Origin of the sequence: Enterobacter cloacae complex sp. SYL001 (assembly GCF_049237025.1) — a bacterium.
Classification (GTDB): Bacteria; Pseudomonadota; Gammaproteobacteria; order Enterobacterales; family Enterobacteriaceae; genus Enterobacter; species Enterobacter intestinihominis.
Map to the genome: position 1 here is coordinate 1 of NZ_JBMKJI010000035.1, position 15323 is coordinate 15323.

Genomic DNA, 15323 nt, shown 5'->3' on the forward strand with positions numbered 1-15323 from the left:
TATGGTGATCCCCTGGGCGAAATGCGCCTGGTAAGCAGAGTTTTTGAAATGTAAGGCCTTTGAATAAGACAAAAGGCTGCCTCATCGCTAACTTTGCAACAGTGCCACAATGTGCGTAATGACCCCCCTGACCTCCAACCCGTCCTCATCGTCATCAGGTATAGCCCTGAAGTTATCCAGCTTATCGAGTTCCTGGAGACACCGCTTGGGGTGTAGTCGCAATCGCATGATCCTGAATTCTTGTTCCAGGACACAGAGCACCAAAGACCCGTCAACGGGCGTGCCCCCAAAATCTACTATGAGCAGCGCACCAGGCTTTATCCCTTCCCGGAAAGAGTAGGTATCACTTCGAAAAAAGAATACTCCCGGCGCTCCTGTATTACAGTGCTGATCGAGTGACAGCCTGTTTTCCTGGTAGTCGGTTGCTGGCGATGGAAAACCCATTTTTAACGGCCTCCGTTGGGGTTAAAAAGCATGAATGTCCGGTTCTCTCCTTCCTGAGTGGAAATGTCTTTAAAAACGGTCACGTAGGTTTCAATCCACTGATTTGCTTGGCGACAACTCCAGTGAAAATTAATCAGCGCAAGCTGGCTGACAAAGGCTTCTGTCGTAACTGTCTGACGACCGTTCGGCTCACGCTTAATGCTCGCACGCCAGGCTGAGTCAATTTCATAGTGTCTAGGCATGAAAAACCTCCGATCAATATAGCTGTATGCATATGGGTCTTCCCTTGTTGTGGTGGCTGAAGGCATGATAATGGTGTATTTAATCGCCAGAGGTCACCGCCATGGACGAAAAGTCCCTCTACGCTCATATTCTCAACCTGTCCGATCCGTGGCAGGTAAAGTCCCTTTCTCTCGATGAAAATGCCGGTTCTGTTACTGTCACTATTGAGATCGCTGAAAACACCCGGCTAGCCTGTCCGACCTGCGGTAAATCCTGTTCTGTTCACGATCACCGTCATCGTAAATGGCGCCATCTTGATACCTGCCAGTTCACCACTATTGTTGAAGCCGATGTTCCACGAATTATGTGTCCGGAGCATGGCTGCCTGACGTTGCCTGTTCCGTGGGCTGGCCCCGGAAGCCGGTATACGTTGCTATTCGAATCGTTCGTTCTCTCATGGCTGAAAATCAGCACCGTTGATGCTGTCAGGAAGCAACTTAAGCTCAGTTGGAATGCGGTTGACGGCATTATGACCCGGGCAGTTAAGCGAGGTCTTGCCCGGATAAAAAAGCCATTATCCGCCCGTCATATGAATGTGGATGAGGTCGCCTTTAAAAAAGGACATCGTTACATAACGGTGATCTCCGATCGCGATGGTCGGGCGCTGGCCTTAACGGATGATCGCGGCACAGAGAGTCTTGCCGGCTATCTTCGCACGCTCACTGATGGGCAGTTGCTGGCTATCAAAACGCTCTCAATGGACATGAACGCGGGCTATATAAGAGCAGCGCGTATCCACTTACCCAGTGCGGTTGAGAAAATCGCCTTTGACCGCTTCCATGTGGCGAAGCAACTGGGCGAGGTAGTTGATAAAACCCGTCAGAATGAACATCCGCACCTCCCTGTTGAAAGCCGACACCAGGCAAAAGGAACCCGCTTCCTGTGGCAGTACAGCGATAAGTGGATGACCGAATCCCGGCAGGAAAAGCTGATGTGGCTGCGTGCACAGATGAAGCTGACGAGCCAGTGCTGGGCGCTGAAAGAGCTGGCAAAGGATATCTGGAACAGGCCATGGAGCGAGGAAAGACGGAGTGACTGGCAGAGATGGTTGGCGCTGGCGGCTAACAGTGACGTTCCCATGATGAAAAATGCCGCGAAAACGATAGGAAAAAGGCTGTACGGGATCCTGAATGCGATGCGACACAGTGTCTCAAACGGAAATGCGGAGGCACTTAACAGCAAGATCAGGCTGCTGAGGATAAAAGCCAGGGGATACCGAAACCGGGAGCGCTTTAAACTGGGGGTGATGTTCCACTACGGAAAGCTGAATATGGCGTTCTGAGCCTTCCCACCATGATCGGGGAAGACCCATGCATATACAGTATAAAGAATCAGTTTTATTCTTCAACACACTGTTTATTATGTTGTAACTACTCCCTACCTTCAGGTTCATGGTTCATTTTGTTAACGGTCTGTTGCTTCACAGCTTTGCTGATAGTCGCCCGGCTACAACCCAGCACTTTTTGAATCTGGCTCCAGGAGCTGCCGCTCGCAATCAGCCTGTTTATGGCGTCATAGCGAGACTGATTAACCTGGCGGCCTTTATACTTCCCTTCCCTTTTCGCCCTGGCGATCCCCTGCTGCTGCCGTTCCCGGCGCTGTTCATAGTCTCGCCTGGCGACGGCGGCCAGCATATCCAGCAACATATCGTTTATGGCCGAAAACATTCGGCTGTCAAAATCATTGTGACCCGATGCGAGCCAGGTTGTCGGAACGTTGACGGCCACAACCCGGATATCTTTCTGCCGGATCATTTTCTTCAGTGTGTTCCAGTCCTCCCCTACCAGGCGTGAAAGCCTGTCCACATCCTCTACCAGCAAGATATCGTTTTGCTGACAATCTTTCAGGAGCCGGAACAACTCAGGGCGTTCAAGCTTAGAACCTGATTCATTTTCAATGTAGTAGTTACAGATGCTCAGGCCGCGCTCGATGGCGAAGGTATTTATCGTGTCCAGGGCGCGTGTTGCATCCTGTTCAGTCGTGGATGCGCGTAAGTAAGCTCTGACAAAGCCTTTCGGTACTGTTTGAGTCATTATAGGGAACCAGTTCATTTTGAGTTAACCAGACACACCCATACAGTACCCATTTCAGTTGGTTCAGGGAAGGCACACTCAAAAAGAACCAGCAAACAGACCCCAGCCCTATAGTGACAACGTCACACTAAAAATTTACAACATAAAGATGATGTAAAGACACACCAAGATTTACACCATAAAGCGCACATAAAGACACAGCAACATTTACCATGTAAAGACACCATAAAGATAAATATATCTTTATTTGTGCTTTACATGGTAAAGCCATTGCATTATAAAGACACTGTAAAGACAAAAGTATCTTTACGAAAAACACACCATGTAAAGACATTCATATCTTTACATGAGCTTTACAACATAAAGAGAGGGATTCTGAAATGGGTAAAATCTTGCTTGTCGTATCAGATAAAGGTGGGGTAGGCAAAAGCACCTACGTGGCTAACACAGGCTCAATGCTGGTCAACAAAGGTAAGTCGGTAATTATCCTGAAGACAGATAAAAACCACGATCTGTTGAGCTGGAACGAAAAGCGGACAGATAACGGCTTACTCACTATCCCGGTTCACGCAGCTTACGGAAACGTCAGCAACGAAATTAAGCGCCTTAGTAAGCTGTGTGAAGTTCTCATTGTCGATTGCCCCGGCCACGACAGCCAGGAGTTCCGTAGCGCCCTGACAGTATCAGATATCGTGGTGACACTGGTTAAGCCGTCCTCTGATTTCGAAAGCGAAACACTGACCAGTGTTACAGAGAAAATCCGCACCGCTCAGAAAGCTAACGCAGCTCTGGAACCGTGGGTGCTGTTCACCAGAATCAACTCAGCGAAACCCCGCCACAGAAAAGCGGCCATTGATCTGGATAAATTACTGCGTTCGGACAACATCTGGATTCAACCTCTGAAAACCCGGATATCCGAGCTGGATGTGTATGAAAGCGCCTGTAATGAAGGGGCAGGGGTACATGACGTTAGCCGGGCATCGAGCCTTTCAACAGCGAAAGCACAGATTGAACTTGTGGCACAGGAAATTGGCATTTTATAGAAATATCAACAATATTCATCGAAATCTTTACATTGTAAATACACCATAAAGATACTATGATATTTACAATTAATGCATACCGTACAAGGGGAAATTTTCATGGCTTTAAAACTAAACCGCCCGAACATCGATGAATCTCAGCAACCAGCAACAAACGCAGAAACCGCGCGTTTTATCTCCGGCGCTACCAGAGCGCCTGTAGCGGGTAAACCAAAGTTGATGAACTTCAGACTGCCAGCGTACTTTGAGGAGATCCTGGAAGCGGAGGCGCAGAGAACAGGCCAGAGCAAGACAACCGTTCTAAAGGCAGCGCTGGCCGCATTCGATAACCTGGACGAGAACCTGAAAAACCACTGGCTGCTTGAATCTGCAAAATTAGGGTAGCGTTATGGCTAAGAAAAAGAGATATGTTGTGATGGTTAGAGATAAACCAAATACAGCGGCAATCAGCGATTATTAGCCTGGTTAGTATGGTTCGCTAACAGGCATAATAAGGCCGTTGCCTATGACTGCGGAGAATGGATTGTCGAACCATCACATTGGTTAAGAATTGGAAATCCAAAATAGAAAGAAACCTAAGGAAAGAAAAATGTTCATATTCAGATATATTAAAACTCTTATTAATATCTACTTGTTATACATCCAACCGATATTGGGGATGTTCCTTATAGGTATAGGCTTATGGGGGTTCTATGCACCTGATGAGGGAACTTGTACTAATCTCAATATTGAGTTATGCGCTGTATCAGCTATTGATGTTCTGAAGCCTGCTATTTTTGTATTTTTAGGCATTATTACCGTTGCCGGATGGTACTTTACCGAACTTCAGCCGAAGCTAAGGGGGGAGGGCAAGTATATGAAGGTAAAAACAGGTGTAAAACCGGAAGATTTCGTTAAGTAAAAACCGAGCCTAAAGACGTTAACCGTGGGGGATTTATGAATAAATCATGGCTTGAACAACAGGTGCAAAATGAAAAATTAAAAAAAGTACAGGAAGAGAAAAAAGATGGCACTATCCAAAAAGGATTGTACAGGGTTCGTATAAAAGACAAATACAGGTGGGATTTGTGGGAAAATGATTTCAGAGTTGTTATTGCTTATTCGAAAGATGATGCAGAGCTAAAATTTACAGAAATGACAGGTTTTAATGAGCATTACTATATAGAAAGCATTGAAAAAATAGTGCTTTCAGATATAGAAAAAATCTTACTGGAAAACTGAAAAGATAGTTATCCAGAGGTTTAGTTAAATAATGGCGTCAGTTTTTCAACCAGTAGCAGATCGCTTAAACCGTCTAAAGAAACAACTTCTATACCAGAATCAACAAGTGAATCAACTCCACATACTTCACCGAAGCCGATAACCATAATCGGCTTTCGGTCTATCAAATCAAAAATCACCAAAGGCAATATTACACTGTTAATCGCTTCAAACTCCTGAAAAAACATTTCAGAGCCGTATTCGCTGGCAGGAAAAAGAATCTCACTTAATCTCAAACCATAAAAAATATGGTAGTGTTCTTTAAGGTTATCCTTTAAAATATTAACAGCCTTAGAATATTTTTCGTTAATAAACTCTTTAACCTGATATTTCATAACTCTCTCCAACAAGAACCGACTGTAGGTCACCGGGCAAACGTTGCGGAATGGCGTCAGAGACGTCATTTTGCGGCGTTTGCCCTATCCTGCATCGCAGTGAAAAGAACTCGCCTCGTGCGCTATGATTAACCGATGATAAAAGGCTGAAAGAAGCACTGCAAGCCGACTGGATAACATTGTTGCTTCACGGCTGATCATCATTGGTTGCCTCAGTGCTAGTGTGCTTTGCATCAGGAACCAGAAGACGATACCACGGCATTTTTTTGTTAAGCAGCTCCATCAGGGGAGTGGCAAACAAACTCAATCCCCACAGCGTTACGATTACTGGAATCGTGAAATTTTGCGGCGTCCAGAACTGGCGCTCAAGGTGGAACCATGTAACAACACAGAGCATTCCACCAATCCAGAAAATAGCTTTACTGAAAGCCCCCAGGACTGCCAGAGAAATAACAGAGACTAAATGCAGTGCGCCAGCCGTAGCAAGACGTAGATAAAACCAGAACCATTTAGCGTGCCGGATAACCGGGTTACCGTTCGTTTCTCGCAATCGTTTTTTACGTTCCCGGATGATTTCTTTTTTCAGCTTACTTCGTTCGGCTCCCTGCGGAAACTCATATATTTTAGCCATGTTTTGCCTCACTTATTCTTTTTTGGTGGAACGACTTTGTCAAACTCCTCTAAAAATGCCATATCATCTTCCGAAAAGGATGAGGATTTTTCATTTATACTAAACTCAAATCTAAGCATGTGAGCCATTCTCCCTTTTTTCCCAACAACAGAGAAAGATAACTGATTTATTTCCGTTTTCTCAATTATCTCATTAATGCTTTTATTGATAACATCACGAACAAAAAATGAGTATTTAGGATACTTATATTTCTTCTCCCCTTCCTCAATAGTATAAAGTCCCATTTCCTCTTTTAAATCATCCACGGATATATCAAAAGATTTTTTTGAACTATTCTGACTGTAATATTTCCTAATGACTTGATAAAGGTTTGTTGAGTTTACACTGTTCAACAACACAACTGATTTCAATACCTGAGTGGTATATCTATTTTCAGAACCAATCAACTTAGAAAAATATCGCTTAGCTGTATTTGTGAATTTTATCCGTACAGTTGCAAGATGATCGTAATAGGCACAGAATTCTGTTAAGTTTAAATCCAAGCGATCAGGTATTTTATTCTTAGATGATAGTATCCCAAGTTCATCAGCCAAATTTTTTAAATCATCTCTGTTTAAAACTAACGTAGTTGAAGAAAGAACTTTAGCTCCCTCTTTCAGAGCTGCATAAGAGGCATATTTATCTAAAGAAGTAGCTTTTGAAAAAAAGTCAGCATCAACCTCCAAAATATCATCATCTAACATTTCCTTTGTATCAATCTGGCAAAGAGCCAGAAAAAGCACTCTTTTTGCTGAAAGGGAAAGGGATGCAAGAGTTACCCCAACTTCATTTCTATGTCTAACTTTCGTTAATCCCGTTACTGTCTTCACGATAAGCCTCATATAACCTTTCCTATGTAGGCAAATCATAACCCCACAAAGGTTGTAATTCAAGACAACAATACAACCTTTAATTAAAAAACCTCTCACCTTTAGATATGAAGATCTGAGGATCTTCATATCTAAAGATAGCAACAACCGCATGTTTCACTTGATGTTCAGTCAAACTGTGGAAACCGTTAAAAATCTTCTCACCTTACGTGAAAAATCCTCTCATCTTTAGTGAAAAATCTAACTACCTTAACTTAAAAATCTTCTCACCTTACGTGAAAAATCCTCTCACCTTACGTGAAAAATCCTCTCACCTTTAGCAATTTTTTTCCATAATTTTCAGGTAATTGAAGCGAGCTAAGTTTTTAAGTTTTTAAGATCAAGAAGAAAATATAAGGCTTTTAATGCACAGCGTCTGTGGATAACTCAGCATAAATCCAGAGGATAGATCCGTCTGGCCTCCCTGAGCACTGCACCACCAAAAATTGAGCAAATATTAACCTTAGCGCGTAAGTGCTCTATTGAAACCCCGTGGAAATTCCGCTTCCTCGCTCACTCGCGGGCTTCGCCCTGTCGTTCGGCTGCGGCGAGCGGTGTAATCTCTCTAAAAGATCCAGACGGGATCCTTTTCCGATCCAATTCTTAAATGCTCTCAAAAGCCCTCAGAGGCGTTTTAACCGCTTTAACCCGGTCATGGTTCAACGGAGCGGGTAAAATGCGCTTAGAACGTCATACAGCTCGTTTTTAACCTGATCCCTAATCAGGGGGTATAACAGAGGCGGCCAAAAAATCCGGCCTTGCTCGTCAGAGTATCTACCGCGCATTATCCCCGAACGGAAACCCGACCATCACAACACTTGCACAGCTTGCAGCAGTAGCCGGGTTACAGTTCACTCTCAGTAAGCCCAACCACTAACCTTTCAGACAAGCCCCTCATACCGGGGGGATTATTTCTTATGCCAGCAAAATTTCACGACCGGCGAGGATGGCCAAGTGTTTTTTGCTGGCAATTTTCGTGCAGCAGCTGGCGCCCGGATTCATTTTTTGCTGTCAGGCATCAATCGGTTTCAGCAACCCGCCCCGTAATTCGCTGCTAACGCATCTCATAACGCGCAGATACAGCGCCCCGCGCCAGTGTTTCACACTGACCCGGCGTACCGTTCGCAAGCTCACGCGCTAACTGCGACAGGCTAAACATCGTCTGATAGTCAGAAATTGGCCTGGCAGGGGTGAGGGGGGTTATCGCTCTCATTCGGGCTTGTTGGTTCGCCAGTCCTGGCGAACGTCTCCGGCGCGATGTTACGACAGCGCATTATGTAACTACAGTTCGCGCCTCTTTCGGAAATCCCTTCATGCGCGGTAAAGCAATATACATCTTTATGTAATCTTTACAATGTAAAGCATTAAAAATGATTCCATAACCATCATTTGATGGTATAATGAATTTGTTGGTTGGGAATGGTTCCCTGCCAGATTCCAGAAGCCCACACGGGCGGGAGCGAAAAATGAATATTCAGGAAGCATTAAACGTTTTTGGTTTATCCGGTGATCTGACTGAAAAGGACATCAAGGCGGCATACAAAAAAGCGGCTTTAAAATATCATCCAGACCGCAATCCATTGGGTGCCGAGCTGATGAAAGCAGTAAATGCTGCGTTTGATTTTCTCATGGCTAACATTGATAAAATCAATCAGTTTCAAAGCACTGATGAAAACGCACGTTACAACTACGGTGAAGATCTGGAAAAAGTTCTGAATACGCTTTCCGGCCTTACAGGGATTGTCTATGAAGTTATTGGTAATTGGGTCTGGATTAGCGGAGAAACTAAAGAACACAAAGACATTTTAAAGGAAATGGGCTGTAAGTGGGCATCTAAGAAAAAACAATGGTTTTACCGTCCTGAAGAACACAAAAGCCGCTGGAACCGTAAAGAACACAGCATTGAAGAAATTCGTGAAATGTATGGTACAGCGGGTAAACGTAAGGCGTCAGGCTGGACACGTGTAGAAGCAAGCGCATAACCGGAATGGGGGCGAAAGCCCCCTAGAACATGGCAAAGATTGATTCGGAGACACGTTGATGAAAAACAAGACCATAACGGAAGCGGAGCTGATAAACATTTTTGAAAGTTACGGAGCCTACATTTGCCCGGATGAGATCGAAGTTACAGCCAAAGAATGCAATGAAAATGGTTCAGTCTTGCACCGTGGCTTAAACGCAGAAGGATGGGCGCATCTTTTTGCGAAGGAAGAAGCATATCAGCAGGAATGCGAAGCCCAGGAAGCTGCAAGTGATGATGGACACTTTGATGAATAGTCTTAAAACTGCCGTAATTCGATTTACGGCTTTTTTATTGAGTTCAAAAGGCTGAATCGATGAAAGAACAGAAAAATTTCTTTGAACGGTATAAACCGGTGTTTGAAATCGTTTGTCGAATCCTGGGGAACGGCTGGCGTGTAAATCTGCTCGATGATTGCCAGTACAGGATTAAGCTAACCTCACCTGATTTTAAAAATTACTCTATACATATTCGAATGGAGAAAGGAAGGTTAGTTATCATTGGAAGCGTAGATAGTCGCAGCTGGAGAAGTCCTTACCATACTTGCACAGTATCGCCAGAGCGTAACCCTGTAGAAATCGCCGCCGATATTGAAAAGAAAATCCTGTCGGATGCTTTAGATAATGTAGATATGGCGCGAGAGTATGAACAACAGTTACAGCAAAAACGCGAGAAAAAACTGATCCTGAAAGGAATGCTATCTCGTTTAGTGCATCTTGAAAGCTGGCATGGGACATTGACCGGGTTTAAAGTTGAGAATGGGTTAGATGGTAACGTATCAGAACGGGGCGACGGATATGAAATGGTAATTCGTGGCCTGAGTGTAGATCAGCTCATAAAGGTAGCGGGGTTTATTAAACAGCTATGAGGCAAAAAATGAATGAAGTCCTGAGCGACAGGAAAAACAAAGGTAATGTAACATACAGGATTGTTGTGTCTGAAGATGCAACACGTTTGTTTATTGAACTTGAAAAACTGATGAAGGTACGCTCTAAAGAAGCGGATAAAAAAACAACTAAAAAGATTGTTTTCCAAAAATCATTTTATTACGAAGAATTCTCGAACGTTAAAGATGAAATTGATGATCCAATTTTATTGAAATTCTATACAGATACTATTGTGAAGGTACAAAATCATGAGTTTTAAGCCAACACCTGAAGAGGTGAAACAAGCACGTATTAAAGCTGGCTTTACGCAGCAGGAAGCCGCTGAACGGTTTGGTTTTACGTTATCAGCCTGGCAAGCCAAAGAAACATCCGGTAAAACGTCTCGTGGTTTAGCCGCTGGTACGTATGAATTACTTTTGCTCCTGGCTGATGAACATCCAGATTACCAGCTCGTTAAGAGAGAAAAAAATCAGGATAAAGTGACTAAATAAATTGCATTACCATCATATGATGGTATAATTTATTTGTAGGTCGGGAATAGTTCCTTACCATGATCCAGTAGCCCAAACGGGCGGGAGACTAAAATGAACACGTATGTTATCACTTTCCAGGCTTTAAACACTAAGAAAGAAAAAATCACCTGCTCTGCTTTTGTCCATTCAGAAACTCTCTTCCTTGCCGTTCATTCTTTCGAAGATAAAAATCGCGGTCGTGGTTATGTTATCACGTCTGTTAGTGAATTGTTGTCCGAGGAACTGACGGCGAAAAATTCCCTCAAGAAAAATATTAACTTTTGGTTTAATGAGTGTGGTTTAAGTAAATCTGAGGTTATAAACGAAGTAATTAACTGGAAGAATTTCGCATATACCCTTAAAGAACTGGAGGAAGCCAAAAATGAAGCGATAAGAGAACTGCGGAGTTAATCAATTAGGGGTGGTATCAGGTTGTGGAGGCAACCTGATACCGTGACACTCAATTCCCTCGCGAGGAATATAAAATGTCGGAACGCATGTTATCAGCAATACAGACTGTTGAAAAGGGTGGGCGTCCGGTTTTTCCCTTGATGCCATTCTCTGCTTTTCCTGAGTACATGGCATTACTCAGAAAAGCCCTGGAAAAGAAAGAAACAAAAGCACTGATAGAAAAACAGGAGGTGCTATGAAAAAACAGGAGTTTTTAGATTTTATCAGTGCAGAACAGAGGCGGGGAGCTGTCCGGTTTTCGCTGGGATTTAACAGCAAAGGGGAAATTGTATTGCACTGGACTAACGAGGCCGGGTTAAGAGTCTGGAGTATACTAAGCGGTAACAGGGGAAAAAGTCCCAGCCGGGCAAACCGGGAAAGAATGAGTAACCTCCGCCGCTGGCTCCATGATGCCCGGCAGGGCATGGAAGGCGACACACCAGAGGCAGAATAAAATTCCCGTTCCTGAATCGCCGAAGCCCTCCCGTTTACGGGAGGTGCTTTTTTTGTATATTCCGTAAAACAGCGCTCGCGCCCCCTGCCAGGCCATTCGCGTAGCGAATTTATTTCCGCCCAAGTTAGCCGCGAATCCGTTGTCTCCGGTCGCAGACGCACCAGATCACAGCCACGATAGCCTTTCATTTTTTGCATTTCGATGGACGCTGAAGCACAATTTATGTGTGGAGGTAGTTCACTGCGATGCAGGATAGGGCAAACGCCGCAAAATGACGTCTCTGACGCCATTCCGCAACGTTTGCCCGGTGACCTACAGTCGGTTCTTGTTGGAGAGTTTTATGAAAAAAGTTCAATTCAGGATTGAAGAAAGCCAACATGATGATCTACTTGATTGTCTTAAAACACTTTATCCAGATGAACCGGGTTTAACCGTGGCAAAAGGAATGAAGCTGCTTGCCAATGCTTTACTGAAAAGCAAGGTTAAAAATGAAGATGTTAATGTGTCAAAAGACAATGATGATTTTATCAAAACCACAATGTATTTGACAGGGAAACAAAGAACTTTAATAGAGAAAGCGGCTCATCGTCATGGCTGGAATTTATCCAGAGAATGTCGTTATCGAATCCAGACGACACTTGAAAATGAACTTGATTTTTTCGATCAGGAACTTCTGGTGATGAATCGTTGCCGTAATGCAATAGATAAAATAGGGCGAAACTTTCATTATATTATCGTTAATGATAATGCCAGAGTACTTGATAAAGATGGGTTCTATCAGGACGCTGAGCGGTTGAGTTCAGAGATAATGAGTCTCAAAAGTGAGTTTGAAAACTACATTATGTTATGCAAAGGGCGAACTGTTTCTAACAAGGTTGAGGTGTAATCATGGGCGTTTATGTTGACAAGGAATTCAGGGTTAAGCGTAAGTCCTCTGAAGCTGGCCGCAAGTCTGCTTTCGCCCATAAAGTTAAAAATGGTGGTAAAAACTATCAACGCAACGTTCAGGAACGTATCAACCGCAAGGGTGCCAGTAAGGAGGTTGTTGTCAAAATCTCAGGAGGTGCGATTACCCGGCAGGGAGTTCGAAACAGTATTGACTATATGAGCCGGGAGTCAGAGCTGCCAGTGATGAGTGAAAGCGGTCAGGTATGGAAAGGTGATGAGATTCAGGAGGCTAAAGAGCACATGATAGATCGTGCTAATGACCCTCAAAATGTTTTCGATGATAAAGGTAAGGAAAATAAAAAAGTAACCCAAAATATTGTGTTTTCACCGCCTGTATCAGCAAAGGTAAAACCTGAAGATCTGCTTGAGTCTGTCAGGAAAACGATGAACAAGAAGTACCCAAATCATCGTTTTGTGCTTGGCTATCATAACGACAAAAAAGAACATCCACACGTGCATGTCGTTTTTCGTATTCGTGATAATGACGGTAAACGAGCTGATATCAGGAAAAAAGATTTACGGGAAATTCGTACAGGTTTTTGTGAAGAGCTGAAGATGAAGGGCTATGACGTTAAAGCCACTCATAAGCAGCAGCATGGACTTAACCAGTCTATTAAAGATGCGCACAAAACAGCGCCAAAACGACAGAAGGGCGTTTATGAGGTTGTTGATGTTGGCTACGACCATTATCAGAACGATAAAACCAAACCAAAGCAGCATTTCATAAAGCTTAAGACACTGAACAAGGGCGTGGAGAAAACATATTGGGGGGCTGATTTTGGTGAGTTAACCACTCGCGAGAACGTTAAGAAAGGTGATCTTGTTAAGCTGAAGAAGTTAGGACAAAAGGAGGTGAAAATCCCTGCACTTGATAAGAACGGTGTACAGCATGGCTGGAAGACTGCACACAGGAATGAGTGGCAGCTAGAGAACCTGGGGGTTAAGGGCATAGACAGAATCTCTTCATCCAGTAAAGAGCTGGTGCTGAACAGCGCGGAGATGATTAAGAAACAGCAACTCCAGATGAGAAATTTCTCGCAAATAAAACAGTCGATGATTCAAAGCGAACAGAAAGTGAAAATCGGAATTCGTTTAGGATAATTCATACTCTCCGGTAACTTATTGATTAAGATCGATTTATTTATCTTGTTAGCAGAGTTTTTGTAAAAAGTAACTAGCGGTAAAAAATTTAGTTAACTTGACTATAAAATAAGCGCATGGTGATCAATCGATCTGCTTTTTTGTTATCAAATAGCATATGTATCTAGATATAAATAAAATACAAGCACAAACAAAATGAAATGTGTCGTAAATGCGATCTAAAGATCTGCTTGTGTGGTTGAACGCAGCACATGTAGCTGATAAAGTTTTTATGAGATGTAAATTTGTCCTTTTGTTTTTTTTCTCTGATTCGGGGTCATCCGAGTCGAGAGAGCGCCTGAAAGGAAAAACTATGGAATGGTATGTTTTGCAATTCACCACTACGAGATTTGCAGCAGTTTTTGCTCATCTCGAACGCCTGAACTTCTCTTACTTCTGTCCTATGGAGACTGAAAGGTATCGTCGCCCGGATAAGATAATTTCATATCGAGAAAGACGTTTGCCGCTTTTTCCCGGTTATCTTTTTATCCAGGCAGATTTTGAAGAGGTTCATTCCACTACAATAACTGCTATCCCTTACGTACAACGCTTTATCTCATTTGGCGGTGAGCCTTTACCTGTACCAGAAGATGTGATGGCGGAGCTTTTGTACAGACAATCACATACAACAGCTCAGGCAAATCTTTTAAGGAAATCAATTCCACACGATTTTGCTGAAATTCTACTCATGGATAATCCGCAGCAAAGAAGTATGGCTTTCATCCACTACATCACAGAGAGAAGCTTAACCCACAAAATGAAACGGAAGAAAAATGACTGCTACCCGAAAAAAAACCGCAACGAGACGCAAGCCCCAACGTAATACACTCTACCTGCCCTCAGCTTCTCGTGAGGAACTGGATAAAATTGCTCTGGAGATTGGCTATCGCAGGGGGCGACGTATTTCAAGCTCTGGTGTTGTCCAGTACCTCATAAAAAAATATTCCAGCCAGGCTATTGAGGAGCTGATAAACGAAGACGATGAAGACGATGACGACTTCGATGACTAACCATTCAGTCTAAACTTTCCGCGCTGTTCTGGCCGGGAGAAAATCATGTTATCTACTACTGCTTTTGCGGCGCTTGCTTTGCAATGCGCGGCCAGCGTTCATCCCGATACTGCGCATGAAGTTGCAAGGGTTGAATCTGGTTTTAACCCATATGCTATTGCCGAGATAATACCGAAGGTTGAACGTAAGCCCGGTGACAAAGGCGTAGTGTCCTACTTTCCCAAAACTAAGGAGGCTGCACTCCAGATCGTAAATCAAATTGAATCACGAAATCATCGTTACTCAGTCGGTCTTATGCAAATAACGAGTACGAATTTTGCAAACTTCAATACAACCGCTGAGAAAATGTTTGACCCCTGCGAAAATCTCAAGGTTTCAGAGCAAATTTTGGTGGATTGTTATAAACGTGGTGGCGATATTTTACGTGGCCTGAGTTGCTATTATTCCGGCAATCCAGAAACAGGAACTAAACCTGAATCAGATTTTAATAACACCAGTTATATACAGCGCATAGGGTTTAATCCGCCTGATAACAAAAAAAACTGGGTGGTTCCTTCAGTTAAAGATGCAATCAGAAAGGAGAATGTAACACAGAGTATCAAACCTAAAGAAGTTACCGTATATCCCCAATATGCCATGCGTGGCACTGTTTTAGATGAAAAGGAAACAAACGATGTTAAAACTCAATAAACGTTATTTAACTCTTTCTGTATTTATGGCTGCATTGATGCTTTGTGTAGCAGAACCCGCCTTTGCTGATGATGTATCCACTAAAACAACTGGCTTCTTGCAGAAGATTATCGATTTTCTGACGGATATCCGTAAGCCAGCAATCACCATCATTGCGCTGGTAATTGGTTATATCGCTATCTTCTCACGCCAGCATGCAGCGTGGATTACGCCTTTAATTATCGGGATTATCATCTTTATTGTTGCGCCATATCTGCCTGACTGGTTAGCGTAATA

At 43.4% G+C, this 15323-nt stretch carries 24 protein-coding genes and 1 pseudogene; 19 read left to right on the top strand and 6 right to left on the bottom strand.

Translation table 11 applies throughout. The annotated features are described in order from the left end of the window. Nucleotides 1–87: 87 nt before the first annotated feature. Both ACOTZP_RS21715 and ACOTZP_RS21720 read right to left on the bottom strand, forming a co-directional pair. Nucleotides 88–444 carry a S24 family peptidase gene (locus ACOTZP_RS21715; protein ID WP_004199403.1) on the bottom strand — a complete coding sequence of 119 codons (357 nt, stop codon included), beginning with the start codon at nucleotides 442–444 and terminating at the stop codon, nucleotides 88–90. Nucleotides 445–446: 2 nt separating this feature from the next. Then, nucleotides 447–686: a hypothetical protein gene (locus tag ACOTZP_RS21720; protein ID WP_001549892.1), complete on the bottom strand. Its 240-nt coding sequence runs from the start codon at nucleotides 684–686 to the stop codon at nucleotides 447–449. A gap of 101 nt (nucleotides 687–787) precedes the next feature. On the opposite strand from ACOTZP_RS21720, the gene ACOTZP_RS21725 reads away from it, so the two are divergent. Continuing rightward, a complete protein-coding gene (locus ACOTZP_RS21725; RefSeq protein ID WP_000343760.1) occupies nucleotides 788–2008 on the top strand; it encodes an ISL3-like element ISKox3 family transposase in 1221 nt (406 codons plus the stop codon). An 88-nt stretch (nucleotides 2009–2096) separates the two neighbouring features. Here the strand turns inward: ACOTZP_RS21725 and ACOTZP_RS21730 are convergent, their stop codons facing one another. Beyond that, nucleotides 2097–2759 carry a recombinase family protein gene (locus tag ACOTZP_RS21730; protein WP_001549893.1) on the bottom strand — a complete coding sequence of 221 codons (663 nt, stop codon included), beginning with the start codon at nucleotides 2757–2759 and terminating at the stop codon, nucleotides 2097–2099. A 380-nt stretch (nucleotides 2760–3139) separates the two neighbouring features. On the opposite strand from ACOTZP_RS21730, the gene ACOTZP_RS21735 reads away from it, so the two are divergent. The 4 genes from ACOTZP_RS21735 to ACOTZP_RS21750 all read left to right on the top strand — a co-directional run bounded on the left by ACOTZP_RS21735 (nucleotide 3140) and on the right by ACOTZP_RS21750 (nucleotide 5023). Continuing rightward, entirely contained in the window at nucleotides 3140–3802 is a 663-nt protein-coding gene (locus ACOTZP_RS21735) for a division plane positioning ATPase MipZ (protein WP_000516402.1), read from the top strand. A 99-nt stretch (nucleotides 3803–3901) separates the two neighbouring features. Further along, nucleotides 3902–4186, top strand: a complete 285-nt coding sequence (locus tag ACOTZP_RS21740) for a hypothetical protein (RefSeq protein WP_001185481.1) — start codon at nucleotides 3902–3904, stop codon at nucleotides 4184–4186. Between the two features lie 205 nt (nucleotides 4187–4391). Then, nucleotides 4392–4703, top strand: coding sequence for a hypothetical protein (locus ACOTZP_RS21745; protein ID WP_000469598.1), 312 nt, complete (start codon nucleotides 4392–4394; stop codon nucleotides 4701–4703). Nucleotides 4704–4738: 35 nt separating this feature from the next. Further along, on the top strand, nucleotides 4739–5023 hold the full coding sequence (locus ACOTZP_RS21750; RefSeq protein WP_001043731.1) for a hypothetical protein: 285 nt from the start codon (nucleotides 4739–4741) through the stop codon (nucleotides 5021–5023). Nucleotides 5024–5043: 20 nt separating this feature from the next. Here ACOTZP_RS21750 and ddp1 (ACOTZP_RS21755) read toward each other — a convergent pair whose 3' ends face one another. The 3 genes from ddp1 (ACOTZP_RS21755) to ACOTZP_RS21765 all read right to left on the bottom strand — a co-directional run bounded on the left by ddp1 (ACOTZP_RS21755) (nucleotide 5044) and on the right by ACOTZP_RS21765 (nucleotide 7050). After that, nucleotides 5044–5397 (bottom strand): DNA distortion polypeptide 3, encoded by a 354-nt coding sequence (ddp1, locus tag ACOTZP_RS21755; RefSeq protein ID WP_000877224.1) that lies wholly within the window; start codon nucleotides 5395–5397, stop codon nucleotides 5044–5046. A 187-nt stretch (nucleotides 5398–5584) separates the two neighbouring features. After that, a complete protein-coding gene (locus tag ACOTZP_RS21760; protein ID WP_001074369.1) occupies nucleotides 5585–6028 on the bottom strand; it encodes a hypothetical protein in 444 nt (147 codons plus the stop codon). 8 nt (nucleotides 6029–6036) lie between these two features. Then, complete coding sequence (locus ACOTZP_RS21765; protein WP_001348704.1) at nucleotides 6037–7050, bottom strand: replication initiation protein; 1014 nt, start codon at nucleotides 7048–7050, stop codon at nucleotides 6037–6039. A gap of 610 nt (nucleotides 7051–7660) precedes the next feature. Between ACOTZP_RS21765 and ACOTZP_RS21770 the strand changes: the two are divergent. The 14 genes and pseudogenes from ACOTZP_RS21770 to ACOTZP_RS21835 form a co-directional block, all read left to right on the top strand. Then, nucleotides 7661–7813: pseudogene (locus tag ACOTZP_RS21770) on the top strand (DNA-binding protein); the annotation flags it as partial. A 589-nt stretch (nucleotides 7814–8402) separates the two neighbouring features. Continuing rightward, nucleotides 8403–8918, top strand: coding sequence for a DnaJ domain-containing protein (locus tag ACOTZP_RS21775; protein ID WP_001025390.1), 516 nt, complete (start codon nucleotides 8403–8405; stop codon nucleotides 8916–8918). A gap of 58 nt (nucleotides 8919–8976) precedes the next feature. Beyond that, nucleotides 8977–9213 (top strand): hypothetical protein, encoded by a 237-nt coding sequence (locus ACOTZP_RS21780; RefSeq protein WP_000792381.1) that lies wholly within the window; start codon nucleotides 8977–8979, stop codon nucleotides 9211–9213. A 59-nt stretch (nucleotides 9214–9272) separates the two neighbouring features. Continuing rightward, nucleotides 9273–9824, top strand: a complete 552-nt coding sequence (locus ACOTZP_RS21785) for a hypothetical protein (RefSeq protein WP_000662998.1) — start codon at nucleotides 9273–9275, stop codon at nucleotides 9822–9824. Between the two features lie 8 nt (nucleotides 9825–9832). Further along, complete coding sequence (locus ACOTZP_RS21790) at nucleotides 9833–10102, top strand: hypothetical protein (RefSeq protein ID WP_001006717.1); 270 nt, start codon at nucleotides 9833–9835, stop codon at nucleotides 10100–10102. Further along, the gene (locus ACOTZP_RS21795; protein ID WP_000008707.1) at nucleotides 10092–10334 is read left to right on the top strand and encodes a hypothetical protein; all 243 of its coding nucleotides are present in this window, start codon (nucleotides 10092–10094) and stop codon (nucleotides 10332–10334) included. Before ACOTZP_RS21790 ends, ACOTZP_RS21795 begins: the two co-directional genes overlap by 11 nt. A 93-nt stretch (nucleotides 10335–10427) precedes the next feature. Beyond that, on the top strand, nucleotides 10428–10766 hold the full coding sequence (locus ACOTZP_RS21800; protein WP_001099725.1) for a hypothetical protein: 339 nt from the start codon (nucleotides 10428–10430) through the stop codon (nucleotides 10764–10766). Nucleotides 10767–10840: 74 nt separating this feature from the next. Beyond that, nucleotides 10841–11005 carry a hypothetical protein gene (locus ACOTZP_RS21805; RefSeq protein ID WP_000004083.1) on the top strand — a complete coding sequence of 55 codons (165 nt, stop codon included), beginning with the start codon at nucleotides 10841–10843 and terminating at the stop codon, nucleotides 11003–11005. Next, entirely contained in the window at nucleotides 11002–11259 is a 258-nt protein-coding gene (locus ACOTZP_RS21810) for a hypothetical protein (RefSeq protein WP_004199355.1), read from the top strand. The genes ACOTZP_RS21805 and ACOTZP_RS21810 overlap by 4 nt, the downstream gene beginning before the upstream one ends. Before the next feature lie 340 nt (nucleotides 11260–11599). Continuing rightward, the gene (gene ddp1 / locus ACOTZP_RS21815) at nucleotides 11600–12145 is read left to right on the top strand and encodes a DNA distortion polypeptide 1 (RefSeq protein ID WP_001348698.1); all 546 of its coding nucleotides are present in this window, start codon (nucleotides 11600–11602) and stop codon (nucleotides 12143–12145) included. Nucleotides 12146–12147: 2 nt separating this feature from the next. Next, nucleotides 12148–13308 (top strand): MobP1 family relaxase, encoded by a 1161-nt coding sequence (mobP1, locus tag ACOTZP_RS21820; RefSeq protein ID WP_004199101.1) that lies wholly within the window; start codon nucleotides 12148–12150, stop codon nucleotides 13306–13308. 352 nt (nucleotides 13309–13660) lie between these two features. Beyond that, a complete protein-coding gene (locus ACOTZP_RS21825; RefSeq protein WP_000455437.1) occupies nucleotides 13661–14170 on the top strand; it encodes a transcription termination/antitermination NusG family protein in 510 nt (169 codons plus the stop codon). Between the two features lie 232 nt (nucleotides 14171–14402). Then, nucleotides 14403–15047: a lytic transglycosylase domain-containing protein gene (locus ACOTZP_RS21830; RefSeq protein WP_000953538.1), complete on the top strand. Its 645-nt coding sequence runs from the start codon at nucleotides 14403–14405 to the stop codon at nucleotides 15045–15047. Then, nucleotides 15031–15321, top strand: a complete 291-nt coding sequence (locus ACOTZP_RS21835; RefSeq protein ID WP_000916156.1) for a TrbC/VirB2 family protein — start codon at nucleotides 15031–15033, stop codon at nucleotides 15319–15321. Before ACOTZP_RS21830 ends, ACOTZP_RS21835 begins: the two co-directional genes overlap by 17 nt. Nucleotides 15322–15323 lie beyond the last annotated feature (2 nt).

Bases quoted from the DNA above. Each gene is read 5' to 3' on its own strand.
- ACOTZP_RS21715 (WP_004199403.1), bottom strand. From the start codon at position 444: ATGGGTTTTCCATCGCCAGCAACCGACTACCAGGAAAACAGGCTGTCA.
- ACOTZP_RS21720 (WP_001549892.1), bottom strand. From the start codon at position 686: ATGCCTAGACACTATGAAATTGACTCAGCCTGGCGTGCGAGCATTAAG.
- ACOTZP_RS21725 (WP_000343760.1), top strand. From the start codon at position 788: ATGGACGAAAAGTCCCTCTACGCTCATATTCTCAACCTGTCCGATCCG.
- ACOTZP_RS21730 (WP_001549893.1), bottom strand. From the start codon at position 2,759: ATGACTCAAACAGTACCGAAAGGCTTTGTCAGAGCTTACTTACGCGCA.
- ACOTZP_RS21735 (WP_000516402.1), top strand. From the start codon at position 3,140: ATGGGTAAAATCTTGCTTGTCGTATCAGATAAAGGTGGGGTAGGCAAA.
- ACOTZP_RS21740 (WP_001185481.1), top strand. From the start codon at position 3,902: ATGGCTTTAAAACTAAACCGCCCGAACATCGATGAATCTCAGCAACCA.
- ACOTZP_RS21745 (WP_000469598.1), top strand. From the start codon at position 4,392: ATGTTCATATTCAGATATATTAAAACTCTTATTAATATCTACTTGTTA.
- ACOTZP_RS21750 (WP_001043731.1), top strand. From the start codon at position 4,739: ATGAATAAATCATGGCTTGAACAACAGGTGCAAAATGAAAAATTAAAA.
- ddp1 (WP_000877224.1), bottom strand. From the start codon at position 5,397: ATGAAATATCAGGTTAAAGAGTTTATTAACGAAAAATATTCTAAGGCT.
- ACOTZP_RS21760 (WP_001074369.1), bottom strand. From the start codon at position 6,028: ATGGCTAAAATATATGAGTTTCCGCAGGGAGCCGAACGAAGTAAGCTG.
- ACOTZP_RS21765 (WP_001348704.1), bottom strand. From the start codon at position 7,050: ATGCGGTTGTTGCTATCTTTAGATATGAAGATCCTCAGATCTTCATAT.
- ACOTZP_RS21775 (WP_001025390.1), top strand. From the start codon at position 8,403: ATGAATATTCAGGAAGCATTAAACGTTTTTGGTTTATCCGGTGATCTG.
- ACOTZP_RS21780 (WP_000792381.1), top strand. From the start codon at position 8,977: ATGAAAAACAAGACCATAACGGAAGCGGAGCTGATAAACATTTTTGAA.
- ACOTZP_RS21785 (WP_000662998.1), top strand. From the start codon at position 9,273: ATGAAAGAACAGAAAAATTTCTTTGAACGGTATAAACCGGTGTTTGAA.
- ACOTZP_RS21790 (WP_001006717.1), top strand. From the start codon at position 9,833: ATGAATGAAGTCCTGAGCGACAGGAAAAACAAAGGTAATGTAACATAC.
- ACOTZP_RS21795 (WP_000008707.1), top strand. From the start codon at position 10,092: ATGAGTTTTAAGCCAACACCTGAAGAGGTGAAACAAGCACGTATTAAA.
- ACOTZP_RS21800 (WP_001099725.1), top strand. From the start codon at position 10,428: ATGAACACGTATGTTATCACTTTCCAGGCTTTAAACACTAAGAAAGAA.
- ACOTZP_RS21805 (WP_000004083.1), top strand. From the start codon at position 10,841: ATGTCGGAACGCATGTTATCAGCAATACAGACTGTTGAAAAGGGTGGG.
- ACOTZP_RS21810 (WP_004199355.1), top strand. From the start codon at position 11,002: ATGAAAAAACAGGAGTTTTTAGATTTTATCAGTGCAGAACAGAGGCGG.
- ddp1 (WP_001348698.1), top strand. From the start codon at position 11,600: ATGAAAAAAGTTCAATTCAGGATTGAAGAAAGCCAACATGATGATCTA.
- mobP1 (WP_004199101.1), top strand. From the start codon at position 12,148: ATGGGCGTTTATGTTGACAAGGAATTCAGGGTTAAGCGTAAGTCCTCT.
- ACOTZP_RS21825 (WP_000455437.1), top strand. From the start codon at position 13,661: ATGGAATGGTATGTTTTGCAATTCACCACTACGAGATTTGCAGCAGTT.
- ACOTZP_RS21830 (WP_000953538.1), top strand. From the start codon at position 14,403: ATGTTATCTACTACTGCTTTTGCGGCGCTTGCTTTGCAATGCGCGGCC.
- ACOTZP_RS21835 (WP_000916156.1), top strand. From the start codon at position 15,031: ATGTTAAAACTCAATAAACGTTATTTAACTCTTTCTGTATTTATGGCT.